Origin of the sequence: Gymnodinialimonas ulvae (genome assembly GCF_037543845.1) — a bacterium.
Taxonomy (GTDB): Bacteria; Pseudomonadota; Alphaproteobacteria; order Rhodobacterales; family Rhodobacteraceae; genus Gymnodinialimonas; species Gymnodinialimonas ulvae.
Map to the genome: position 1 here is coordinate 212,129 of NZ_JBBIFX010000004.1, position 24,573 is coordinate 236,701.

General features: G+C 62.6%; 22 protein-coding genes. 4 read left to right on the plus strand and 18 right to left on the minus strand.

Annotation, left to right across the window (positions count from 1 at the left end; all coding sequences use genetic code 11):
* The first annotated feature begins 53 nt into the window (after positions 1–53).
* Together carB and V8J83_RS18175 are read left to right on the plus strand one after the other, a co-directional pair.
* On the plus strand, positions 54–3,404 hold the full coding sequence (gene carB / locus V8J83_RS18170; RefSeq protein ID WP_339987912.1) for a carbamoyl-phosphate synthase large subunit: 3,351 nt from the start codon (positions 54–56) through the stop codon (positions 3,402–3,404).
* 283 nt (positions 3,405–3,687) lie between these two features.
* Positions 3,688–4,899 carry a trypsin-like serine peptidase gene (locus V8J83_RS18175; protein ID WP_339987913.1) on the plus strand — a complete coding sequence of 404 codons (1,212 nt, stop codon included), beginning with the start codon at positions 3,688–3,690 and terminating at the stop codon, positions 4,897–4,899.
* Between the two features lie 148 nt (positions 4,900–5,047).
* On the opposite strand, the gene V8J83_RS18180 is transcribed toward V8J83_RS18175, so the two are convergent.
* From V8J83_RS18180 to V8J83_RS18230, 11 genes are all read right to left on the minus strand, one after another.
* On the minus strand, positions 5,048–5,455 hold the full coding sequence (locus V8J83_RS18180; protein ID WP_339987914.1) for a hypothetical protein: 408 nt from the start codon (positions 5,453–5,455) through the stop codon (positions 5,048–5,050).
* Positions 5,456–5,539: 84 nt separating this feature from the next.
* Positions 5,540–5,806, minus strand: a complete 267-nt coding sequence (locus V8J83_RS18185) for a hypothetical protein (protein WP_339987915.1) — start codon at positions 5,804–5,806, stop codon at positions 5,540–5,542.
* A gap of 101 nt (positions 5,807–5,907) precedes the next feature.
* Positions 5,908–6,366 carry a BrnA antitoxin family protein gene (locus V8J83_RS18190; protein ID WP_339987916.1) on the minus strand — a complete coding sequence of 153 codons (459 nt, stop codon included), beginning with the start codon at positions 6,364–6,366 and terminating at the stop codon, positions 5,908–5,910.
* Between the two features lie 106 nt (positions 6,367–6,472).
* Positions 6,473–7,831, minus strand: a complete 1,359-nt coding sequence (gene proS / locus V8J83_RS18195; RefSeq protein WP_339987917.1) for a proline--tRNA ligase — start codon at positions 7,829–7,831, stop codon at positions 6,473–6,475.
* A 135-nt stretch (positions 7,832–7,966) separates the two neighbouring features.
* Positions 7,967–8,146, minus strand: coding sequence for a hypothetical protein (locus tag V8J83_RS18200; protein WP_339987919.1), 180 nt, complete (start codon positions 8,144–8,146; stop codon positions 7,967–7,969).
* Positions 8,147–8,564: 418 nt separating this feature from the next.
* Complete coding sequence (locus V8J83_RS18205) at positions 8,565–10,106, minus strand: Ppx/GppA family phosphatase (protein WP_339987920.1); 1,542 nt, start codon at positions 10,104–10,106, stop codon at positions 8,565–8,567.
* Between the two features lie 59 nt (positions 10,107–10,165).
* Positions 10,166–12,340 carry an RNA degradosome polyphosphate kinase gene (locus tag V8J83_RS18210; RefSeq protein WP_339987921.1) on the minus strand — a complete coding sequence of 725 codons (2,175 nt, stop codon included), beginning with the start codon at positions 12,338–12,340 and terminating at the stop codon, positions 10,166–10,168.
* A gap of 27 nt (positions 12,341–12,367) precedes the next feature.
* On the minus strand, positions 12,368–13,045 hold the full coding sequence (locus V8J83_RS18215) for a P-loop NTPase family protein (RefSeq protein WP_339987922.1): 678 nt from the start codon (positions 13,043–13,045) through the stop codon (positions 12,368–12,370).
* On the minus strand, positions 13,045–14,172 hold the full coding sequence (locus tag V8J83_RS18220) for an AI-2E family transporter (RefSeq protein WP_339987923.1): 1,128 nt from the start codon (positions 14,170–14,172) through the stop codon (positions 13,045–13,047). The genes V8J83_RS18215 and V8J83_RS18220 overlap by 1 nt, the downstream gene beginning before the upstream one ends.
* Before the next feature lie 114 nt (positions 14,173–14,286).
* Positions 14,287–15,048, minus strand: coding sequence for an alpha/beta fold hydrolase (locus V8J83_RS18225; protein ID WP_339987924.1), 762 nt, complete (start codon positions 15,046–15,048; stop codon positions 14,287–14,289).
* Positions 15,045–15,644, minus strand: a complete 600-nt coding sequence (locus V8J83_RS18230) for a 2-hydroxychromene-2-carboxylate isomerase (protein ID WP_339987925.1) — start codon at positions 15,642–15,644, stop codon at positions 15,045–15,047. Before V8J83_RS18230 ends, V8J83_RS18225 begins: the two co-directional genes overlap by 4 nt.
* A gap of 125 nt (positions 15,645–15,769) precedes the next feature.
* Between V8J83_RS18230 and V8J83_RS18235 the strand changes: the two genes are divergently transcribed.
* Entirely contained in the window at positions 15,770–16,798 is a 1,029-nt protein-coding gene (locus V8J83_RS18235; protein WP_339987926.1) for a ribose-phosphate pyrophosphokinase, read from the plus strand.
* Here the strand turns inward: V8J83_RS18235 and V8J83_RS18240 are convergent.
* From V8J83_RS18240 to V8J83_RS18270, 7 genes are all read right to left on the minus strand, one after another.
* The gene (locus V8J83_RS18240; protein WP_339987927.1) at positions 16,795–17,394 is read right to left on the minus strand and encodes a hypothetical protein; all 600 of its coding nucleotides are present in this window, start codon (positions 17,392–17,394) and stop codon (positions 16,795–16,797) included. The genes V8J83_RS18235 and V8J83_RS18240 overlap by 4 nt on opposite strands.
* Before the next feature lie 72 nt (positions 17,395–17,466).
* Positions 17,467–17,817 (minus strand): H-type lectin domain-containing protein, encoded by a 351-nt coding sequence (locus V8J83_RS18245; RefSeq protein ID WP_339987928.1) that lies wholly within the window; start codon positions 17,815–17,817, stop codon positions 17,467–17,469.
* 153 nt (positions 17,818–17,970) lie between these two features.
* Positions 17,971–18,372, minus strand: coding sequence for a F0F1 ATP synthase subunit epsilon (locus V8J83_RS18250; protein WP_339987929.1), 402 nt, complete (start codon positions 18,370–18,372; stop codon positions 17,971–17,973).
* Positions 18,373–18,423: 51 nt separating this feature from the next.
* Positions 18,424–19,848 carry a F0F1 ATP synthase subunit beta gene (gene atpD, locus V8J83_RS18255; RefSeq protein ID WP_339987930.1) on the minus strand — a complete coding sequence of 475 codons (1,425 nt, stop codon included), beginning with the start codon at positions 19,846–19,848 and terminating at the stop codon, positions 18,424–18,426.
* A 17-nt stretch (positions 19,849–19,865) separates the two neighbouring features.
* Positions 19,866–20,741: a F0F1 ATP synthase subunit gamma gene (locus V8J83_RS18260; RefSeq protein ID WP_339987931.1), complete on the minus strand. Its 876-nt coding sequence runs from the start codon at positions 20,739–20,741 to the stop codon at positions 19,866–19,868.
* Between the two features lie 12 nt (positions 20,742–20,753).
* Positions 20,754–22,292 carry a F0F1 ATP synthase subunit alpha gene (atpA, locus tag V8J83_RS18265; RefSeq protein ID WP_339987932.1) on the minus strand — a complete coding sequence of 513 codons (1,539 nt, stop codon included), beginning with the start codon at positions 22,290–22,292 and terminating at the stop codon, positions 20,754–20,756.
* A gap of 1 nt (position 22,293) precedes the next feature.
* Positions 22,294–22,854: a F0F1 ATP synthase subunit delta gene (locus V8J83_RS18270; RefSeq protein ID WP_339987933.1), complete on the minus strand. Its 561-nt coding sequence runs from the start codon at positions 22,852–22,854 to the stop codon at positions 22,294–22,296.
* Between the two features lie 779 nt (positions 22,855–23,633).
* Here V8J83_RS18270 and V8J83_RS18275 point away from each other — a divergent pair.
* Positions 23,634–24,572 carry a S41 family peptidase gene (locus tag V8J83_RS18275; RefSeq protein WP_339987934.1) on the plus strand — a complete coding sequence of 313 codons (939 nt, stop codon included), beginning with the start codon at positions 23,634–23,636 and terminating at the stop codon, positions 24,570–24,572.
* Position 24,573: the final 1 nt, after the last annotated feature.

Below are 24,573 nucleotides of genomic sequence, written 5' to 3' on the forward strand. Positions count from 1 at the left end.
TTTGCGCGCAGGTCGCCCCCCACAAGGGCGGCCAAAGCTGGTCGGGGGACACCATGCCGAAAAGAACCGATATCAACTCCATCATGATCATCGGCGCGGGCCCCATCGTCATCGGGCAGGCCTGCGAATTCGACTATTCCGGCGCGCAGGCGTGCAAGGCGCTGCGCGAAGAGGGCTACCGCGTCATCCTCGTCAACTCCAATCCCGCGACGATCATGACCGACCCCGAACTGGCCGACGCCACCTACATCGAACCGATCACCCCCGATGTCGTCGCCCGCATCATCGAAAAGGAACGCCCCGACGCGCTCCTGCCGACGATGGGCGGGCAGACCGGCCTCAACACCTCCCTCGCGCTTGAGGAAATGGGCGTGCTCGACACGTTCGGCGTCGAGATGATCGGCGCCAAGCGTCCCGCCATCGAGATGGCCGAAGACCGCAAGCTCTTCCGCGAGGCGATGGACCGGCTCGGCATCGAAAACCCCAAGGCCGAAATCATCACCGCCCCCATCGACGCCGCGGGCAAGAAAGACCTCGACGCAGGCGTCGCAATCGCGCTGAAAACGCTCGAACATGTGGGCCTGCCCGCGATCATCCGCCCGGCCTATACGCTCGGCGGCACCGGCGGCGGCGTGGCCTACAACCGCGACGATTACGTCGCCATCTGCCGCTCCGGCATGGACGCCTCGCCCGTGGGTCAGATCCTCGTGGACGAGTCGCTTCTGGGCTGGAAAGAGTTTGAGATGGAGGTCGTCCGCGACCGCGCCGACAACGCGATCATCGTCTGCTCCATCGAAAACGTCGATCCCATGGGCGTGCATACGGGCGACAGTATCACCGTCGCGCCAGCGCTGACGCTCACCGACAAAGAATACCAGATCATGCGCACGCATTCGATCAACGTGCTGCGCGAAATCGGGGTGGAGACGGGCGGCTCCAACGTGCAATGGGCCGTGAACCCCGCCGATGGCCGCATGGTTGTGATCGAAATGAACCCGCGCGTGTCGCGCTCCTCCGCGCTCGCCTCCAAGGCCACCGGCTTTCCCATCGCCAAGATCGCGGCCAAACTCGCCGTGGGCTACACACTCGATGAACTCGACAACGACATCACAAAAGTGACACCTGCCTCCTTCGAACCCACCATAGATTACGTGGTGACGAAAATCCCAAGGTTCGCTTTTGAAAAGTTTCCCGGCTCCGAGCCGAACCTGACGACCGCGATGAAATCCGTGGGCGAGGCCATGGCCATCGGGCGCTCGTTCCACGAGTCGATGCAAAAGGCGCTGGCGTCGATGGAGACCGGACTCACCGGTTTTGACGAGATCGAGATCCCCGGCATGGGCACCGACCCCGCCGCCATCACCAAGGCCCTTTCCCAGCAAACCCCCGACCGCCTCCGCGTGATCGCGCAGGCCATGCGTGAGGGCCTCGGCGACGACGACATCCAAGCCGTCACCAGCTTCGATCCGTGGTTCCTCGCCCGCATCCGCGAGATCATCGACGCGGAAACCCGCATCCGCGAACAGGGCATGCTCGCCACGCCCGAAGACTTCCGCCGCGTGAAGATGATGGGCTTCACCGACGCCCGCCTCGCCACGCTGACCGGCATCGCCGAGGCCGAAATCCGCACCGCCCGGCACGGCGCGGGAGTCATCGCGCAGTTCAAACGCATCGACACCTGCGCCGCCGAATTCGAGGCGCAAACCCCCTACATGTATTCCACCTACGAGGCCCCCGTGATGGGCGACGCAGAATGCGAAGCCCGCCCCTCCGATCGCAAGAAGGTCGTCATTCTCGGCGGTGGCCCGAACCGGATCGGGCAAGGGATCGAGTTCGATTATTGCTGCTGCCACGCCTGCTTCGCACTCAGCGACGCGGGCTACGAGACCATCATGGTCAACTGCAATCCCGAGACGGTCTCCACCGATTACGACACCTCCGACCGGCTCTATTTCGAACCGCTTACCCTTGAACACGTCCTCGAAATCCTGCGCGTCGAACAGGACAAGGGCACGCTGCACGGCGTGATCGTGCAATTCGGCGGCCAGACGCCCCTGAAACTTGCCAACGCGCTGGAAGAGGCCGGTATCCCGATCCTCGGCACCACGCCCGACGCCATCGACCTGGCCGAAGATCGCGAGCGGTTCCAGGGCCTCGTCCAGCAGCTGCAACTGAAGCAACCCGAAAACGCCATCGCGTTCACCGATGAACAGGCCAAATCCGCCGCCGAGGCGCTCGGCTACCCGCTGGTGATCCGCCCCTCCTACGTGCTTGGCGGCCGCGCCATGGAAATCGTCCGCGATACGGGCCAGCTCGATCGCTACATCCGCGACGCCGTCGTCGTCTCCGGCGACAGCCCCGTCCTGCTCGACAGCTACCTCGACGGCGCCACCGAGGTCGACGTCGACGCCCTTTGTGACGGCACCGACGTTCACGTCGCGGGCATCATGCAGCACATCGAAGAGGCCGGCGTGCATTCCGGCGACAGCGCCTGTTCCCTGCCGCCCCACACCCTCTCGACCGCCGTGCAGGACGAGATCATCCGACAGACCGAGGCACTCGCCCGCGCGCTCAACGTCGTGGGCCTGATGAACATCCAGTTCGCCGTGAAAACCGATCCGGCCACCGGCACAGACGAGATCTACCTCATCGAGGTCAATCCCCGCGCCTCGCGCACCGTGCCCTTCGTCGCCAAGGCCACCGACAGCGCCATCGCCTCCATCGCCGCGCGCCTCATGGCGGGCGAAAAGCTCTCCGACTTCCCCACCGCCAAACCCCATGTGCCGGTCGACGAAGACACGCCGATCATCCCCGGCGATCCGATGTCGCTCGCCGATTTCCGCACGCCGTGGTATTCGGTCAAGGAAGCCGTCCTGCCCTTCGCGCGCTTCCCCGGTGTCGATACGCTGCTGGGGCCGGAAATGCGCTCCACCGGCGAAGTCATGGGCTGGGACCGCACCTTCCCGCGCGCGTTTCTCAAGGCGCAACTGGGCGCGGGCGTCGAGCTGCCCACCACCGGCACCGCCTTTCTGTCGATCAAGGAGGCCGACAAAGGCCCCCTGCTTCTGGAAACCGCCGAAATGCTCCGCACCCTCGGCTTGTCCATCCTCGCCACCCGGGGCACCGCCGCCTACCTCGCCGAGGCGGGCATCCCGTCCGACACCGTCAACAAACACTATGAGGGCGGCCGGACCATCGTGGACATCATGAAAGACGGCGGCGTGCAGCTGGTCATGAACACCACCGAAGGCGCGCAGGCCGTCGAAGACAGCCGCTCCATGCGCTCCGTCACCCTGATGGACAAGATCCCCTACTACACAACGCTCGCCGGCAGTCACGCGGCGGCGCAGGCGATGGTGTCAGCGAAAGAGGGCGAGACGGTGGTCCGCGCGTTGCAGGGGTGATCTAGCGACCCCGCGCCTGCACGCCCCTCCCCCTTTTTCCGCCTCACTCACAAATCCGCCCTCACACAACCGCGCCCCGTGGCACCGCCCGCGCCACCCCCTTCCTTGTTTCAAAAATACTCAAAAAAATCCCACCACCGCAGCCATACCCTGCCGGCCCGTCCAATCCCCCGAACCACCCCCCGTTCCCAACTCCGGGAATTTCCCCGCGGCCAAAATCCTTGCTCCAACCCCCGCGAATTGCCACCTTGGGGTGCAAATGCCCCAACCAAAGGCTCTGCCCATGCGCCCGCTTCTCGCCGTGACGACCCTCGCCCTTGCCGCAACGCCCGGCCTCGCCGACGGACACAAACCCGGCGACGACGACACCGGGTTCGGCGCGCCGACCTATGGCGAGGTCTCGTTGGTCACCAACTTCCAACCCGACCCCCACACCGTCCGGGTCGAGGCCGGCGGCGCGAACCTGGCCACCTACACCGATCAACTGACCGGCAATCGCTGCGCCGGATATTTCGCCGATGCGCCCGATTTCCGGCTCAACTTCACCGATGGCGATCTCGGCTACCCGCTCAGCTTCTACGTCGAATCCGGCGCCGATACCGTCCTTCTGGTGGCCACGCCCGACGGCCAGTTCCACTGCAACGACGACTACACCGCGCTCAACCCCGCGCTGCGCTTCGACACGCCCCGGGGCGGCGCCTACAACATCTGGGTCGGCACCTATTCCGCCCCGAACGGCACCTTCCCCGCCGCCGACCTCAGCATCACCGAATACGAGGACATCGCCCCGAATTTCGACCGCGCCTTCTTCGGCAATGACGACCGCGTGGTGATCGACGCGGCCACCGCGCCGTGGAACATGATCGGCTTTCTCGACCTGTCCGAGGCGTCCTGCACCGCCACCCTCATCGGCCCCGCGACCGTGCTGACCTCGGCCCATTGCATCGCGGAAAACGGGCAAATCGTGACCCCGCCCGTCGAATTCCTTGCCGGATTCCAGAACGGAAACCACGTCGCGCGCTCCGGGGTCGCGGGCTATCACGTCGCGCAGGGCTACCTCGACGGCGAACAGGAAGGCACCGATTACGCCTTCGTCTACCTCACCGAACCGCTTGGCGAGCGCTTGGGCTGGATGGATGTGGGCCTGCTGACGCCCGCCGAAATCTCGGCCCTGCAATCGGGCACCGGCCCCGACATCCTACAGGCGGGATATTCGTATGATCAGCAGGGCACACTGACCGGCAACCTCTCCTGCCCCTTCCTCGGCCTCGCGCCGGAAAACGTCCTCGTCCACCAATGCGACACACTGCAAGGCGACAGCGGCTCCCCGCTTTTCATCCAGGACGGCAACCGCTTCCGCATCATCGGCGTGGAAAGCCGCACCGACCCGCAACCCGAACAGGACTACGACCGCAACGTCGCGATGTATGTCGATTATGTCCTGCGCGATCTGAACGCGCTCGACCAGGGCGGCGCATCGCAGCCGAACAAGTAATCGGTAAATTCTATTGCGGAATGAACTGGCAGTTACGCCGATCTGGCGTCCTGGAGTGGGCTGAAAAGGCCGCTCCATCACGCTTACAGCGACGCGCTTGGATCAACCGCGCCACCGCACTATCAAGCCTCGGCCTGTCTGACGCTACTCAAGTACAGTTCCCATAACGGCGTCCGTAAATATCCACGTAGTAACCACAATTTTCGTCCGGGCGAGTAATCACGCCGTACACGTTGTCTTCATTTAATATGCCGCGGGTTGTTTCGTCTACTTCTGCTACGAAAATCACAACCCCTTCCTGACCACCCACGTAGGCGCTCTCAGGAACGAAATCAAACCGCCTGAACCCTTCGGCCAGCCGTGGATCGTTTTCCGAAACCGCGGTGCCGATCCCGGTTCCTCCAGTGCTGCCCCCGGTGGCGAACGGCCCCGGCCCCACCGCCTCACGCGGCGCCGTGCCGGACACGGTGCCAAACGGTCCACCTTCGCCCACGGGCAATGGGTCAACACAGCCGGTAAGACCCAAAAGGCCCGCGACCAAAATGAACTTGTTCATCAAGATATCTCCCTATTCGTGTGGCGCTCTGACCATCGTACGCCAAGGGTCATCTGCGCTCTGATCCGTGGCTGCGTCCCGCCGTCAGGCGCAGATCCGGCTCACGATTTGCCCGGTGCGCGAATCCACTTCTTCCGTGCAGAACGGGTCACTCGGCGATGTGCGAAAGAACGTGCCTGTGCCCGCATCATCGCAAGCCGCGAAATTGCCGTTCTGATCAACGCAGGCGCCGGTATCCTGCAAAGCCGGATCGCCGCCGCCGGTATTGCCCGCCGCCGGCCCGGTCGACGTCGGCTCAAACACGCACGCCGAAACAGCCAGCACGCTGGCCATAAGTAGCAGATATTTCATGAAAAGCTCCCAAGTTGTCGAAATGACCCTACGGAAGGTCCGGCAAGGGGTCCAGCGTTATTCTGTGCGGTTTTCGGGGGCCGGTGACGCCCCGCTGCGCCTCAACCCGAACAATCATCGCCAGCGCTGGCGTCCCGGGCGGCGGCGTCCCCAGCGATTTCGTCCTCAAGTCCCGACATGCGTTTCGCCGCTTCGCCCCATTTCGGCTTCGGCATATCCGCATGCATCGGGTCCCGGAACATGTCCAGCGTCTCGTCGCCCTGCAACAGGCCGAACAGCTTGGCATGCATGAACGCGCGCAACACGGCGTTGATCCGTGGCTGGTAGTTCGGGCCCATCGACTTGAACCATTTCAGCACGTCCTCATCGAGCGCGAGGCAAATCTTCTTCTTCGGGCTTTGGCGCTGTGTCGCTAGATTGTGCCATGCGTTGGGAACACGTCCGTTCATCGCAATCGCATTGTGCATATCGTATTCGAACCGACGCATCGCATCGACCATGTAGTAATGATGGTATCGCTCGGTCTTGTTCGGTGACTTGTCGATGAATTTCGTGTGCATCCCGCTGGCCCCTCGGTTTGATCGAGCGGCCAACTTCGCGCAAATTTCTTAAAATTTTGTGGATGTCGCGCGTATATACCGGGTCTATACCGCGTCTATACCAACCCTATACGCCCGCATTCACCGGTTTGTGGGCCGCGTAAATCTCGGCCACACGGGCCACGGCGGCCTCGGGAGACAGCTCCTCGCTCTCGCCCGTTTTGCGGCTGGTCAGCTCCACAACACCGTTTTTCAGGCCCCGCGGACCCACCGTGATCCGCCACGGCAAACCGATCAGGTCCATGGTCGCGAACTTGCCGCCCGCACGTTCGTTGCGATCATCGTAAAGCGGCTCAAGTCCGTGCGATTCCAATGCCTTATACAATGCCTCACAGGCCGCATCGGCCTCATCGTCGCCCTGTTTGAGGTTCACGATCCCGCAATGGAACGGCGTCACGCCCTCGGGCCAGATGATGCCGTTGTCGTCGTGGCTGGCCTCGATGATCGCGCCCAAAAGGCGGCTCACCCCGATCCCGTGCGAGCCCATATGAAGCGGCACCCGGCCGCCATCTTCGGTCTGAACCATGGCGCCCAGGCTCTCGGAGTACCTGGTCCCGAAATAGAAGATCTGCCCCACCTCAATCCCCCGCGCAACCCTTTGACGTTCTTGGGGAATTTCGTCGAACATCGCGGCGTCATGGGTCTCGTCCGTGCGTGCATAACGGCTGGTGAATTCCTCCAGAACCGCCTGACACGCGCCCTTGTCATCATAATCGATCTCGCGGTCCCCGAACTTCAGATCGGTGATCTCACTGTCGTAGAAAACCTCGCTCTCGCCCGTATCGGCCAGCACCAGAAACTCATGCGTATCATCGCCGCCGATCGGCCCGGAATCCGCGCGCATCGGGATCGCCTGAAGGCCCATCCGCTCATAGGTCCGCAGGTAGCTCACGAGGTGACGATTATACGCGTGCAGCGCATCTTCTTTCGTCAAATCAAAGTTGTAGCCGTCCTTCATGTAAAACTCGCGCCCTCGCATGACGCCGAACCGCGGCCGCATCTCGTCGCGGAATTTCCACTGGATATGATACAGCGTCAGCGGCAGCGCCTTGTAGGACGTCACGTAATTGGCGACGATATCGGTGATCATCTCCTCATTCGTGGGACCATAAAGCATCTCGCGCTCGTGGCGGTCCGTCATGCGCAGCATCTCGGGGCCGTAGGCATCGTAACGCCCTGATTTCTTCCACAAATCCGCGCTCTGCAGGGTCGGCATCAACATCGGGATATGACCGGCGCGGATTTGCTCCTCGTGCACGATCCGCTCGATGTTGCGCAAAACCTTGTAGCCAAGCGGCAGCCACGAGTAGATCCCCGCGCTTTGCTGCTTGATCATGCCCGCACGCAGCATCAACCGGTGGCTGACAATCTGCGCCTCGGCGGGCGTTTCCTTGAGGACGGGCAGGAAGTAGCGGCTCAGGCGCATCGGTTGAAACCCTTGGAAAACTGGTTCCGACACGTCTAAGGGAAAGAAAAAAGCCTCACAACATCAGATATGCCACCCCCCCCCCCCGCCGCGGGCAGAGATACGTCCGCGCGTGGAGTTTCAATCGACCACACCTCAAAAGGGCGTGTCGTCCAACAGATGATGGGTCGGATGGAGGTGATCGTTTGAAGGGCTGAGGAAAATCGGGGCCGGCGCGTCGTCGGCTTGGGCCGCCCGCACGCCGAAGAACAAGGCGATACCGGCCGCAAGGATGAGAATGATCAGGGTGGCGGTCAGGATATTCATCGTGGACATGGGGGCAGCTCCTTCTCTCCTGGACCCACCCTAGGCTGCGTGCATCGCTGTCGATATGGGGGCATTCCCTACTCTGCACGACGCAGGTCTCAGCGGGCCGCAGAAAAGCGAGCGGCCCCAGAACATGGGGCCGCTCGGTACGCAGACAACTCGTTACGAAACTGGGGACGAGGGGCGTGCAGCGGGCCAAGGGACAGAAGCCCGCCGCACGTTGAGGGACATATCGCGTCAGAATGCTCCGGCCGAGACAGGGGCAGACACCATGACCATGAACATCACCGCGATCAGCAGAACCGCTGAATATGTGATGGCATTTAAGGCAGTCATGATCGAAGTCTCCGTCGGGGTAACCTAGGCGATGACCGATATGTACGGCATCGGTGCGGAGCATTGTATTGCGGGAATCCTTACCACCCGGCTAATACTGTCCTTTTACAATGGGTTCGGCCTCAATCGCGTGTGCCAGCGCCTTGAAGCGCGCCTCCGCAACCTCGCCAAACAGGTTCCGTCCCTCGTCCGATGTCAGCGTCAGGATCAACTCCCGCCGCTTCGGGCGCAGTTTCAACCGGCCATGATCGACCGGGTTCTCAAGCGCAAACATCGCGCCAAACCGCATCGCCCGGCCCAGAATTTCGGCCTCTCGGACCTTCTTTTCCGGCAGCAGGTCCAAAAGGTCCGCATTGAACCCCGTGCCCGCCCGGTTCGACTTGTACCGATGCAGCAACGCCAGCCCCAGATACACCCGCTCCGCATGGGTCAATCCGCCCAGATTGGCGCGCGTGGCGTTGTCGAAACACACCTCCGCCCGATAATCGGGATGCGCGCGCCAGCTCACATCATGCAGCAGACACGCCGCCCGGATCAGGCGTTTTTGATCCGGGCGCGCGGCGGAAAAGAGCGGCTCCACAAAACGATAAAGCGCGCGGCCAAACCCGGGCTGCCGCGCCGAAGAGGCCTCCGCATGGCGCGCAGCCTCGATCAACGGGTCGCGACGGCGCAATTGCGCGGACATCTGATCGTACAAAAGCCCCTCGCGGATCCCGTAGCTTGAGATCGCAACCTCCTTGGGCTTCAACTGCCGCACCAATTCCTTCAGCACCAACGCCGCCAACGGCACCAACCGCATCCGTTCCGCCGAATTACCGGTCTCCGCCCGCAACGCATCCACATCCGTGGCCCCGATATGCTTGATCGTCGACATGATCGCTTTGGGCGTCATGCGGTATTCGTGCAGCACCTTCAGCGGATAATCCCGCCGGATCATGTCGACCCGCGCAATCGCGCGCCACGACCCGCCCACCAGAAACAGGCGCTTGGGCCGTTCCGGGAAATTCGCGACCAGCTCCGCAATGCGCTCGCGGATATGGGCGCGGATCGCCTTCTTGCCGCCCTTGATCCCCATCAGCTTCAGCGGCCCGAGGGCGGAGGTCTTGCGCGCGCCAACCATGCCGCCGCCCTCCAGCACGGCCAATTCCATCGACGACCCGCCGATATCGCAGATCAGACCCTGCGCGCCGGGCCAGCCCAAAAGCACCCCCTGTGCCGACAGCCGCGCCTCTTCTTCGCCATCCAGGATCTGAATGCTCAGCCCCGTTTCGCGCAGAACAGCGGCCTGAAAACTGGGCCCGTCCTCGGCGTCGCGTACCGCCGCGGTCGCCACCGTTAGCATCGGATGCACCTTCATCGACCGCGCCAGTGCCGCAAAGCGCTTGAGTGCCACCAACGCCCGCACGCGGCCTTCCGCGTTGAGCCGCCCGGTCTCTGCAAAGCCCGCGCCCAGACCGCACAGGATCTTTTCATTGAAGTAATACGCAGGAGAGCGCGCGGCACCGTCGAAAACCACGAACCGGACCGAGTTCGAGCCGATGTCGATCACCCCGACCCGGGCCAGCGACCGCGCCTCGGGGCCATCGAAAAGCGGCACTCCGAAGGGCCCCCAATCGGGGTGGCTGTCCTCCATGATCGTGCTCCCCTCAGGCCCGGATGCACAAAGGTTGTGACACGCGGCCCCGGCCCCGGTCAATCATGGCCGTGGGTCAACTCCGGCACGTCTTTCGCCCCCGCCGAGCCGCGACCCGACAGCGACGGATTCTCCATGAAGAAGCGGTGACACGAAAACGGATTGCTGATGGCGGACAGGTCCGGGCGGTCGAACGTGCCGTCCCCGCGCAGCACCCAGCTTTGCGCCACATCGGCAAGGTTCGCGGCCATGATCTGCCCCACGATCTGCGCCTTCACGGTGGCGTTGGTGCATTCCACCAGGGTCTCGACCCGGCGGTTGAGATTGCGCCCCATCCAATCGGCCGAACTGATGTAAACCCGCGCCTTCTTGGCTGGCAGCCCGTGGCCGTTTCCGAAGCACACGATGCGCGAATGTTCAAGAAACCGGCCCACAATGGACTTCACCCGGATATTCTCCGACAGCCCCTTAACCCCGGGCCGTAACCCGCAGATGCCCCGGATCACCAGGTTGATGTGCACCCCGGCCTGGCTCGCCTCGTAAAGCGCGTCGATGACATCGGGCTCGATCAACGAATTCATCTTCGCCCAGATCATCGCGGGCTTGCCATCACCGGCATGTTTCGCCTCAGCCCGGATCCCGTCGATCAGCGTGGATTTCATGCTCAGCGGCGAGATCGAGAGGTTTTCCAGATCCTCCGGCTCCGCATAGCCGCCGATGTAATTGAACACCTTCGTCGCATCCCGCCCAAGCGCTGCATCGCAGGTGAACAGGCTCAGATCCGTGTAAATCCGCGCCGTGATCGGGTGGTAGTTCCCGGTACCGTAGTGGGTGTAGGTGACCAGCCGCTCGCCTTCACGCCGCACAACGGTGCTGATCTTGGCGTGGGTCTTGTAGTTGATGAACCCATAGACGACATGCGCGCCCGACCGCTCCAGCTTGCGCGATTGCCGGATATTCGCGGCTTCGTCGAACCGCGCCTTCAACTCCACCAACGCGGTGACGGATTTGCCGTTTTCCGCCGCCTCACACAATGCCTCGACAATCGGCGACTCGTTGGAGGTCCGGTAAAGCGTCTGCTTGATCGCCACGACATTGGGATCCCGCGCGGCCTGCGCCAGAAAGCGGATCACCATGTCGAACGTCTCATAGGGATGGTGGAGCAGCATATCCTTTTGCTGGATCGCGGCGAACATGTCGCCTTCATGATCCTGCACCCGCTCCGGCACCCGCGGCGTGAAGGACCGCCACAGAAGGTCGGGGTGATTGTCGGTCACCAGCTCCTTCAACGAGACAAGGCCAATCATCCCGCTGACCTCGACCACCTCATCGCCGCTGACATGCAGCTCTCTGAGGATCTCGGTCGCAAGCTTCTCGGGCGCGCCTTCGCTGATCTGTAGGCGCACAACCTCCCCCCGGCGGCGACGCTTGAGGGCGGTCTCAAATTCCCGAACCAGATCTTCGGCCTCTTCCTCGACCTCCAGATCGCTGTCCCGGAGCACCCGGAACAGGCACGTGCCCGACACCTTATAGCCCGGAAAGAGCGCGCTGATGTTGAGCAAAAGCAGTTCTTCCAACGGCAGATATCGCGCCTTGCCGTCCTCGGCGTCCAGCGGCAGGAAGCGGTCGATCTGACCCGGGATCGGCAACAGCGCCTGCAATTGCCGTCCATCCCTGTCGCGTTTCATCTGCAGGGCCAACGCGATGCCTTCGTTGGAAATGAACGGAAACGGATGCGCCGGGTCGATGGCCAGCGGCGACAGCACCGGGAACACCTGTTCCAGAAAGATATCGGCCAAATGCGCCTTGTCCGCATCGGTCAGCGCGTCGCGCCCCACAACCGTGATGCCTTCGGCCTCAAGCTCGGCGCGCAGACCGATCCAGACCTCCTGCTGCCGGATCATCAGCGCCCGCGCATCCGCGTTGATCAGCTTGAGCTGCTCGGCCGGCGTGCGCCCATCGGCGGCGGGCGTGAGATTTCCCTCTTGCGCCAACTCGCGCAGGCCGGCGACGCGCACGGTATAAAACTCATCGAGATTTCCCGCACTGATCGACACGAACCGCACCCGCTCCAACAGCGGCACGCGGGGGTTTGCGGCCTCTTCCAACACACGCCAATTGAACGCCAGCCACGACAATTCGCGGTTGAAGAACCGCTTGGGGCCTTCCAACTCCGCCTCCGGCAACTCCAGCGGCGTGCAGATCGGGGCGTTGAGGAAATCGGCAAAACTCATGGGGGCAACCTACGTCCGTGTCTGGCCTCAGGATGACGGATCACCGGGCAGGTCCGCAAGGGCGGCGCGCAAATGCGTGCTGTTGACCGGTTTCTTTTCGCTCAACGCAAGCGCATCGGCATGGGCGATGAGCGTGGTGATGGCGGCAAAATCGCGCGGCATGCGGGCGGTGACATGGCTTAGCATCGTGGGCGTCAGCGATATGGAGCGATCCGTGGCTTGCTTGACCAGCACCATCATCAGCAATTGATCATCGGGCGGGTCGATATGGGCCAGCCCGGCCTGCGCCATACGACTGGCCAGATCGGGCAGGCTGAGGCCCCAGCGGCTTGGCGCGGAACGGGCCGTAAAAAGCAGCGGGACGTCCTTGCCAAGCGCCGCATTGTGCAGGTGGAACAAGCGCTCCTCGGCCACGGGATCCCCCGCCACCGCCTCGCAATCTTCCACCACAAGCGCAGGCGGCAGGTCGGTGAGGTCCACCGCGTCCGTGGCCACCACGATCCGCGCTCCGCTCTGCCCCGCCCAGACATGGGCCAGGTGCGTCTTGCCCGCCCCGCGCGCACCGGTCAGCACCAGCTTGCCATGGGGCCAATCGCGCCAGCCATCGACCAGCGCGACGGCGCTCGCATTGGCCGTGCTGACGAAAAAGTCATCACGCCCCATCGCCGGACGCGGGGGCAGATCGAAGGTCAGTTGCCGGGCCATTAGCTGGGGTCGATGTCTGATGGCGGGATCTTGCCCTGCGCCTCCGCCGCATCGGCCTCCGCCCGGATGGCCCCGACCCCGCGATAGAGCAGGCCATCTTGATACCGCTCAATAAAATAGCGCACCAGCACCCCGATCGCCGCCGCCACCGGAACGCCGACAAGCAGACCCACAAAGCCGAAAAGCGCCCCGAAGGCCGACAGCGAGAACAACAACCAAACCGGGTGCAGGCCAACGGATGACCCCACCAGTTTCGGTGTCAGGATATTGCCCTCAATCATCTGGCCCGCCTGAAAGATGCCCGCCACGACAAGGATCATCCACCAATTCTCCGCGCCCCAGAACTGGAACAGCGCAAGACCCACGGCCAAGAGCCCGCCAACCAACGCGCCGACATAGGGAATGAACGTCAAAAGCCCCGCAACTAGACCGACCACAAGCCCGAACTGCAGCCCCACCACCATCAGCGCAATCGCATAAAACGTGCCCAGGATCAGGCACACGGTGCCCTGCCCCCGGATGAAGCTGGCCAGGGTGCGGTCGATGCGCGATGCCAGCTCGCGGATCACCGGCGCATGGTCTCGGGGCAAAAGGTCATCGACCCGGGCGATCATCCGGTCCCAGTCCAGCAGCATGTAGAACGCCACGACCGGCACAACGATCAAGAACACCAGAACATTGATCACGCTGGCCGCCGAACTCAGCGCGGTCTGCAGCAATTCACCGCCGCGCGACTGGATCGCATTGCCGATGTTGCCGAGCGCTTCCATCGCCGGGGAGCCCTCCGCGATCAGGCCAGGGAAACGCGCCTCAAGGAAGCCTTGGAAATTGGCCAGGATACTAGGTGCTGCTTCGATAAGGCCGCGCGTCTGGTCTTCGATGATCGACACGCCGATGACGATGGCCGGGACGATTGTTACCAGAATAATTAGAAAGATCAGAGCGGTAGAAAGCGTACGCGACAGGCCCCATCGCTCCATCCGGTCCGCCACGGGATCAAGGAAATACGCAATCGCGCCGCCCACAAGAAACGGCATGATCACATCGCCAAGCACGTACAACACGGCCAGAAAGACAAGGGTGGCAAGACCCCAGTAGATCAATTGTTGCCGAACGGGCAGAGCCATCAATCGCGCCTTTCTGTTCCGCAAAGTGATGCGTCAGGTGAGCCACCGGTGCAAGGGGGCGCGCACAATTGCACCGCTGCGTCGCGGGGAACGGCCCCTCTGCGATGGACCGGTTTAAAGCGTGTCGAGGAACCGCGTGATGGCTGCAGCCGCCTGCGCCGGATGGGTCAGGGGCGCCATGTGACCGGCCCCGACGATAGTGCTCCGGGTGGCGTTGGGCAGGTCGGCCGCAAGCCGCGCATTGATCTCAGCGACCACGGGCGGCGCATCCCCACCTTGCATCAAAAGCGTCGGGATCTGTAGCTTCGGCAAACGGGCCAGGATATCGGCTCGATCACCAACCAGCGCAGGTTCGGTCGCCTGCGGGATCCAGATCCGCTTGGTGACATAGGCCTGCTGTGCATCCGGCAAACCATCGAACCCCTCCGCGCCCCACAGATCAAGGAACACCCGACCCGCCTGCGCAAGATCGCCTGCGGCCATAGCTGCGGGCAGCGTGGCGAAATGCGCGTCATGCGCAGCCCGGCCAGGGCCGTTTGCCGCACAAAACAGCACCGGCTCGAACAGGATCAGGGAGCGCACGCGTTCCGGCGCGTCCAGGGCAAGGCGCAACGCGACGGTCGCCCCGAAACTGTGGCCGATCAAATGTGCGGGCCGGTCGGGAAGGTGCCGCGCCGCGGCCTCTGTCGCCTGATCGTGGAAATCGCGGGACGGATCTGCTGCAGGCCCCGCGCCATGCGCCAAAAGATCGGGCGCCACCATCGAAAGCCGCTCGCCCAGATGCCGCGCCAAACCGGCCCATGCCCCGCCGTGGGCAAGCGTGCAATGCAGCAAAAGCGCGGGCGCATCGCCCTGCCCCCAGTGCCGAACGCTCACAATTTTCCGGCGAGGTACAGGTCGAGATCCTCGATCCGGTCCTGACCCCAGAATTTCTCGGACCCGTCCACGATATAGAAAGGCGCGCCAAAGGCCCCGGCGCTCACAGCGTCGTCAAGGTTGCGCGCATATTCCTCCGCCCCCGCAAGCATGCCACTGTCGGCCAGCGCCCCATCAAAGCCCGCCTCTTCCAGGGCCGCACGTATCACATCGTCCTGCGCGATGTCCTGCTCTTCGGCCCAACAGCGCCGCGTGATCGCATGCACCAACCCGCCCAGATCGCCAACACCTGCCTTCGCCGCCGCGATAAACGCATAAGACGACGGCGCCGGGTTCGTCGGCCAATGCGCCGGTTGCAGGTTCATCGCCAGACCCAGCTTCGCCGATTGCCGCCGCATCTCCTGCAGGCGCATCTCCTTGCGGCTCTCATGCCGCTCGGCGGGTTTGATCCCACCCGTGCGCCCGAACAGCGCGATGATATCCAATGGCTTATAGCCGATCGTCGCGCCGTGTTTTGCGGCGACCTCCTCCATCCGGGTTCCGGCAAGATAGGTGTAGGGTGAAATGGTGGAGAAATAGTAGTCGATATGCGGCATCTGCAGGTCCCCTTTTGGCTTGGCGGATAAGTGGAGCGGGTGTTAGGGGGTGTCAACTACAGACGGGGGCCCGCGCTTCGGTGCATTGGGGGTGGGCCATTTGCCCGATCAGAGGGGACATATCAATGGCTGCACAAGACCCGAAACTCATATCCGGCAACGCAAACAAAAGCTTGGGCGAAGCGATCAGCCGACGGATGTCGATGCATCGCGGCATGCAGGTGGGTCTTGTCGATGCACGGGTCGAGCGATTCAACGATGGCGAGATCTTCGTCGAAGTCTTCGAGAACGTCCGCGGCGAGGACATGTTCATCATCCAATCGACCTCCAAGCCCGCCAATGACAACCTGATGGAACTGTTGATCATGGCCGACGCCCTGCGACGCTCCTCGGCCTCGCGCATCACCGCCGTGATCCCCTATTTCGGTTACGCACGGCAGGATCGCCGCACCAAGGCGCGCACGCCGATCTCAGCCAAGATGGTGTCCAACATGATCGTCGCGGGCGGCATCGAGCGGGTTCTGACCATGGATCTGCACGCCGCCCAGATTCAGGGCTTCTTCGACATCCCCGTCGACAACCTCTATGCCTCGCCGATCTTCGCCCTCGACATCCTGCACCAGTTTGGCGGCGACATGTCCGATGTCATGGTCGTCTCCCCGGACGTCGGCGGTGTGGCGCGCGCGCGCGAATTGGCCACGCGGATCGGCGCGCCGCTCAGCATTGTGGACAAACGTCGCGAAAAGGCAGGCGAAGTGTCCGGAATGACCGTGATCGGGGATGTGGAAGGCAAGAAATGTATCATTGTCGACGACATCTGCGACACTGCTGGCACGCTCTGCAAGGCTGCCGAAGTGCTGATGGAGGCGGGCGCGACGGAGGTGCATTCCTACATCACCCATGGCGTCATGTCCGGCCCGGCGGTCGAGCGGGTGGAGAAATCGGTGATGAAATCGCTGGTCATCACCGACACGATCGAGGCAACCGAACCGATCGGGAATTGCGCCAATATCCGCGTTGTTCCGACCGCGCCGATGTTTGCGCAGTCGATCCTCAATATCTGGAACGGTACCTCGGTCTCGTCACTGTTCGACACCGCCTCGCTCGTCCCGATCTACGAAGGGCTGTATCCGAAGGGCATGTGGGGGCGTTAAGCCCTCCGATCCGCCGCGGCAATCTGCATCAGGAACAAGGCCTGCCAACCGCAGAACAAGACAAGCAACCACGGCACGCTCAAAGCATCGTCCACACCCAGGACCGCCATCGCGGTCGCAACGCCAACAGACCAACCCGTGGTCAGAAGCGTCGCGCGCCCCGCCACCCATAACGGGCGCGCAAGCCGCGCTATCAAAACCATTGGGACGGCCATGATCAGCCCGCCAACCACCCCGCCTGCAAGGTAGGGAACGATGAAGTTGTCCTGAGCCGCTTCGGGCCCCATCGCCAGGATCGCCGCATAAACCGCCGCCGCGATGCCCCCCACTGAAGTCAGCGCAAAGACCGCAACCGCAACCTTCGAAAAACGCAGGCGCAAGCGCGCAAATCCACCGCCAAGCACGCCGTAAATCAAACCAGCAGACAGCGCGAAGATGGACATGAACCCCAGCATTTCTCCCGGCCACCACGGCAAAGTTCCGGAAAATTCACCAAGCGGGTTCAAGGACAGGGCGGACAAGAGGCCGGTGACAAGCCCGACCCCTCCGGCCTGCCAGACGTGGGAACGGGACGGGTCGAGTGGAACATGTGACATGACGGGGCCTTTCCTGAGCAACACAATATGAACGTTGTTCATTTGTGAACATCGTTCAATGCTGACGTTGCGTCAGTCTACGTCCCACACGTCCTCATCCTGCACCTGCCCGATCGACATCCAATCGGCCCGGATCCGCGCAACACGGCTGTCACCCCAGGTGCGAAACACCAGGTCAAACCCCTCCGGCGTGATCTTTTCGGCCCGCAAATCAGCGCGTTGATTGGTCTCCCCGCCCATGTCCCACATCGAGATCGACACATGCACCACCGGCGGCGCGACATAGGCCTCGGCAAAGCTGACACGCATGATGTTTTCCCGCGGCCCCTCCCCGGACCACATCGGCCCATCGTGGGAGAAATCCGAAAACAGGACACTGGATCCCTGATCAACGGCAATGGAATTGGACGGAAATCGTTTCATGGCACAAACAGGATAAGGGATGCGCCGGTTGTAGGCCGAAACCCGCGGCAATGTTGAGGAAAAAGAAGGGCATGCCCCTTTATTTGCGGAATCGGCATGAAAAAACCCCCGACCTTAGGCCGGGGGCGTTAACCTTTGCGAAAGCCTGTGGGCTCAGCGCCCGACAATCGAATCCAATGTCGCCGTCAGGTCCGCGTGGTATTTCGCCGCCACATCCGCAGCAGAATCCTTGGCCTCGGACCGCGCGGTCTCAGACGCAGAGATCAACTCTTCCACCAACTCGCCCGTGACTTCCTCGATCGGAAGCGCGCGTTCGGCCAGGATCGTGGCGGTAGGGCCCGCGACATCCGCAAACCCACCCGTCACAAAGTACGATTTCTCACCGTCGCTGCCGTTCACCTTCAGGATCCCGGGGCGCAGCGTCGTGATCATCGGCGCATGGTCCGGCATCGCGGTCAGGTCGCCATCGGCGCCGGGGATCTGCACCTCGGTCACCTCCATCGAGGCCAGACGGCGCTCGGGGCTTACGAGATCGAATTGCATGGTTGCCATCATTCGGCTCCAGTTGTCTGCAAAACCCGCCCCGGCGAACCGGGGCGGCTTAAATCAGGCCGCTTCCGCAGCCATCTTCTCGGCTTTCGCGATCACCTCGTCGATGCCGCCAACCATGTAGAAGGCGCCTTCGGGCAGGTGGTCGTATTCGCCCGCAACCACGGCCTTGAACGACGCGATCGTGTCTTCCAACTGAACCTGGATGCCGTCGGAGCCGGTGAAGACCTTCGCCACGTCAAACGGCTGGCTGAGGAAACGCTGGATCTTCCGGGCCCGCGCCACGGTCAGCTTGTCCTCTTCCGACAATTCGTCCATCCCGAGGATCGCGATGATGTCCTGAAGCGACTTGTAACGCTGCAGGATCCCCTGCACGTCACGCGCCACCTGATAATGCTCTTCGCCCACGATCTGCGGGTCCATCAGGCGCGAGGAACTGTCAAGCGGGTCCACCGCCGGATAGATCCCCAGCTCCGAAATCGCCCGGCTGAGAACCGTCGTCGCATCAAGGTGCGCGAAGGTCGTGGCCGGTGCGGGGTCGGTCAGGTCGTCCGCAGGCACGTAAACGGCCTGGATCGACGTGATCGAACCCGATTTCGTCGAGGTGATCCGTTCCTGCATCGCGCCCATGTCGGTCGCCAGTGTCGGCTGGTAGCCCACAGCAGACGGGATACGACCCAGAAGCGCGGACACTTCGGACCCGGCCTGCGTGAAGCGGAAGATGTTGTCCACAAAGAACAAAACGTCCGTGCCCGATGCATCGCGGAACTGTTCCGCCAGCGTCAGACCGGTCAGCGCCACGCGCGCACGCGCCCCCGGAGGCTCGTTCATCTGACCGTAGACCAGAGCCACCTGGCTCTCTTCAAGGTTCTCGGGCTTGATCACGTTGGATTCGATCATCTCGTGGTAAAGGTCGTTGCCCTCACGCGTCCGCTCGCCAACACCGGCAAATACGGAATAGCCCGAGTGCACCTTCGCGATGTTGTTTATCAGCTCCATGATCAGAACCGTCTTGCCCACGCCGGCACCGCCGAAGAGGCCAATCTTGCCGCCTTTCGCGTAGGGCGCCAGCAGGTCCACAACCTTGATGCCCGTCACAAGCACTTCCGACTCGGTCGACTGCTCGTTGAACTCGGGCGCATCCTGGTGGATGGCACGCTTTTCGTCCGCGTTGACCGGGCCGCCTTCGTCCACGGGCTCGCCCACAACGTTCAGGATACGGCCAAGCGTCGCGTTGCCCACCGGCACCATGATCGGACCGTCGGTGTCGGTCACTTCCTGACCACGCACCAGACCTTCGGTCGCGTCCATCGCGATGGTGCGCACCGTGCCCTCGCCGAGGTGCTGAGCCACCTCAAGCACAAGGCGCTTGCCGCCATTGTCCGTCTCAAGCGCGTTCAGGATCTCCGGCAGGTGATCGCTGAACTGCACGTCAACGACAGCGCCGATGACCTGCGTGATTTTGCCGACTGCATTTGCCATAAGTCGTCTCTCCGTCGTTAAAGCGCTTCGGCGCCCGAGATGATTTCAATGAGCTCGCTGGTGATCACGGCCTGACGCGAGCGGTTATACTCGATGGTCAAGCGGTCGATCATTTCACCGGCGTTGCGGGTTGCGTTGTCCATCGCGGACATCCGCGCCCCTTGCTCGGACGCCCCGTTTTCCAGCAGGGCCGTGAAAATCTGTGTCGCGACACCGCGCGGCAGAAGATCTTCCAACACCGCCTCTTCCGAGGGCTCGTAGTCGTAAAGCGGACCGCCTTCGTCGCCATCCGTCGGCTCGAAAACCGCCGGGATGATCTGCGTTGCCGTCGGCACCTGGCTGATCACCGATTGGAAGCGGTTGTAGAAGATCGTGGCGACGTCGAATTCATCCGCCTCGAACCGTGCCAAAACGTCCGACGCGATCTCTGCCGCATTGGCATAGCCAAGCCGTTTCACATCCGAAAGATCAACGTGCCCGATCATCTGCTCGGCATAGTCGCGCTTGATCTGTTCGCGGCCCTTTTTGCCAACGGTCAGGATCTTGATCGTCTTGCCCTGCGCCAGAAGCTCTTCGGCATGGCTGCGCGCCTTGCGCACGATCGTCGAATTGAAGCCCCCGCAGAGGCCCCGCTCCGCCGTCATCACCACCAGCAGATGCACCTGATCGCGGCCGTTGCCCGCCAGAAGACGCGGCGCGCCCTCGGCATCGCCAACCGCGGCGGCGAGGCCGCCCATCACGGCCTCCATCTTCTCGGCATAGGGACGCGCCATCTCCGCCGCGTCCTGCGCCCGGCGCAGTTTCGCAGCGGCGACCATTTGCATCGCCTTGGTGATCTTGCGGGTCGATTTGACCGACGCGATCCGGTTTTTTAGGTCCTTGAGATTGGGCACACCCGATCTCCCTTATGCGAAGTCAGCGGCGAATTCGTCGATGGCGGCCTTGAGCTTGTCCGCCGCATCGCCCTTGATCTTCGGATCTTCGTTGGTGATCCAATCGAGCACGTCTTTCTTCTGTGCCCGCATGAAGGTCAGCAGACCCTCCTCGAACCGACCCACATCCGAGACGTCGATCTTGTCGAGATACCCGTTCGTGCCCGCAAAGATCATCGTGACGATCTCGGCATTGGTCAGCGGCGAATATTGCGGCTGCTTCATCATCTCGGTCAGGCGCGCGCCTCGGGCCAGAAGCGCCTGCGTCGACGCATCAAGGTCCGAACCGAACTGCGCAAACGCCGCCATCTCGCGATATTGCGCCAGCGACAACTTCACCGGGCCCGCGACCGAGGACATCGCCTTGGTCTGTGCTGACGATCCAACGCGGCTCACCGACAGACCGGTGTTCACAGCCGGGCGGATGCCCTGGAAGAACAATTCCGTCTCAAGGAAGATCTGACCATCGGTGATCGAGATCACGTTGGTCGGAATAAACGCCGAAACGTCGCCGCCCTGCGTCTCGATGATCGGCAACGCCGTCAGCGAGCCGCCACCATTGTCCTCATTCAGCTTCGAGGACCGCTCCAAAAGGCGCGAGTGCAGGTAGAAAACGTCACCCGGATAGGCTTCGCGGCCCGGCGGACGGCGCAGCAGCAGCGACATCTGACGATACGACACCGCCTGCTTGGACAAATCGTCATAAACGATCAGGGCGTGCCGCCCGTTGTCACGGAAGAACTCCGCCATCGCCGTCGCCGCGTAGGGCGCGAGGAACTGCATCGGCGCCGGATCCGACGCAGTTGCGGCCACAACGATCGAATATTCAATCGCGCCGGTTTCTTCGAGCTTCTTCACCAGCTGCGCCACGGTCGAGCGCTTCTGACCCACGGCCACGTAGATGCAGTAGAGCTTCTTGCTCTCATCGTCGCCGGCCGCTTCGTTGTAGCTCTTCTGGTTCAGGATCGTGTCAAGCGCCACGGCGGTCTTGCCCGTCTGACGGTCGCCGATGATCAACTCGCGCTGGCCACGGCCAACGGGGATCATCGCGTCGATGGCCTTCAGGCCGGTCGCCATTGGTTCGTGCACCGACTTGCGTGGGATGATGCCGGGTGCCTTGCTGTCCGCGATCCGACGCTCGGAGGCGTCAATCGGCCCCTTCCCGTCAAGCGGATTGCCAAGGCCGTCCACAACACGCCCCAGAAGGCCGTTGCCCGCCGGCACGTCCACGATCGAATTCGTGCGCTTGACTGTGTCGCCTTCCTTGATGTCCCGGTCGGAGCCGAAGATCACAACACCCACGTTGTCGGCTTCCAGGTTCAGGGCCATACCCTGAATGCCGCCGGGGAATTCGACCATCTCACCGGCCTGCACGTTGTCGAGGCCGTAGACCCGCGCGATACCGTCGCCGACGGACAGAACGCGGCCAACTTCGGCAACCTGTGCGTCCTGACCGAACGACTTGATCTGGTCCTTGAGGATCTGAGAAATCTCAGCTGCTTGGATCGCCATGTTATCCGACCTCTTTCATCGTGTTCTGGAGTGCGTTGAGCTTGGAGCGGATCGACGTGTCGATCATCTTCGAGCCAACTTTAACAACAAGACCGCCGATGATGCTCTCATCAACGGTCGCTTTCAGGTTCACGGACTTGCCCACCGACGCCTTCAGCGTCTTGGCCAGCCTGTCCATCTGGGTTTTCGTCAACGCCTTGGCCGAGGTCACCTCTGCCGTCACCTCGCCCTTGTGCTCCGCGATCTTCTCGCGCAGCGCCGTCAGAAGCGCGGGCAGCACGAACAACCGCCGCTTGGATGCCATCAGGCGCAGTGTGTTGCCGGTGATCGCGTTCAGGCCCATCTTGTCGGCCACACCGCCGATGGCCGCTGCGGTTTCCTCGCGCCCGTAGATCGGCGAATGGATCACATCGCGCAGCTCGGCACTGTCGGCGAGCGCGGCGTCGAGGGCATCAATGTCGGATTCCAGCGCGGGCAGCGCCTTTTCTTCAGACGCCAATTCGAACATCGCAGTCGCATAGCGCGCGGCAATGCCGGTCGAGATCGAAGCTGGTTCGCTCACGAAGACCCCTTTCGTATGCGTCGCGCTCGACGGCGCGCTCATTTCAGACGTTACGCCCGGGTAGGTTGGCAGCGCCGCTGCCCCCCGGGCGATCCCTGTGGTGATGGCGCAGGACCATCACTCCCCTGTGAATTCGGGCGGGGTGTAGCAGAGGGTTTGCGGCGCTGCAACAGGGTCTGCATACGTCCTCTCTGGTTGAAAATCTCCTGGTTTCAAAGGCTTAACTCAACTCCGCCACGCTGCGGCGCTTTGCCCGGGCAAATCCGGCGGCCCAAAGGCTCGATTCTGGGCCTGTTTCCGTGTTTTTCGGGCCGGTCTCGCCCTGTCCGCACCGGCCAGCCGGGCAAAACGAACCCGCCGCCGCCGTGCGTCCACCGACCTCACGTCGCACGCGATACCGTCTCAGCGGCCAGGGGGGCGGGGCCGTGCGGGGCCCGGGTCCGGGCGAGATCGTATTGCGCGGCCTGTCGTTCATCCTCAACACACACCCGGCATAGACACTGGCACGCAGCCATGCGCAGTCTGCAGCCATGTCCCCCGATCAAGACCTCCAGCAGGACCTGGAGCAACTCCTGCAAATTGTCTTGCCCGCCGATCCCAGCTTTCGGCGGATAGAAAGGGCGGTCTTGGACAGCTGCATCGAGGACGCAAGGCGGCATGCACGGGACGGTGACAAAAACGCGTTTCTCCTGTCCGTGATGCGCCTTATGGCGCTGCCTGACAACGGCCACACACGCTTTATCCCTAACACCGCTATCCGGGTGCTTCCGCTCAGATTCGTGAGCATTGCGTCAAGCGTCCACCTGGTTTTCGCAGCCCCGGACATCACGGCGTCAACTGGGGCGCTGGTCGCGGTCAACGGAACACCCGTCCGCCAGATTGAAAGCGCCGCAGGGCGGTTCCTCGCCGGAACGCCGCAACGCAAACGGGTCATCGGGTCGATCCTGCTCGCGTGGCCCTATGCCTTGGCGCAGTTGGGATTTCCGTCGAAAGGCGGCGCAACCGAATACCGCTTGCAAGACGCGGATGGGCAGATCATCGACCTGAAAGTCGACCATGAAAATACGGCGCTCGCATCGACCCTCTACCCCAGGTCCGAGCATGGCAGGGCCGATCCGGCCTGGGAACCGGGGACGTTTGTGAAGATCATCACAGGGACGGGGATCGGGCTTTCAATCGCGCTTCCGAGTTTCTTTGACCCTGGCGAAACCGCGCTCGCAAAAGCGATCTCAAATGCGGCCGAGCAGGTGACGGCCCATGCACATTCACCTCTCCTGATTGATGTCCGCGGGAATACCGGTGGCGACTTTCTGAAAACCATGCCTCTGATCGACGCCATTGCCGGATCTGCACGGCGGCAGGTGGTCGTACTTGTGGACAAATTCACATTCTCGGCGGCAATCGTGTTTGTTGCGATCCTGAAGCATCGTTTGGGCGACAGGCTCAGGATTCTTGGCGAAGACATGGGCGACGGGCTGGCATTCTTTGCCGAAGGCGGGCTCCTGGATCTGCCGGCCAGCAGGGCCGCCGTGCGCTATTCCTCCGCCTTCCATGACTGGAAGACCGGATGCATCGATGAAACCACGCCACCCGAGATCGCGCACCACATCGTCGCGGTGGGGTCGCTGGATCTGGATGGACCCTGCATCGCCGAACCCACCGTGGCCAAAGCAGACGGCGACTTGTACCGACATATCCTCACGCGTCTGACGTCATAAT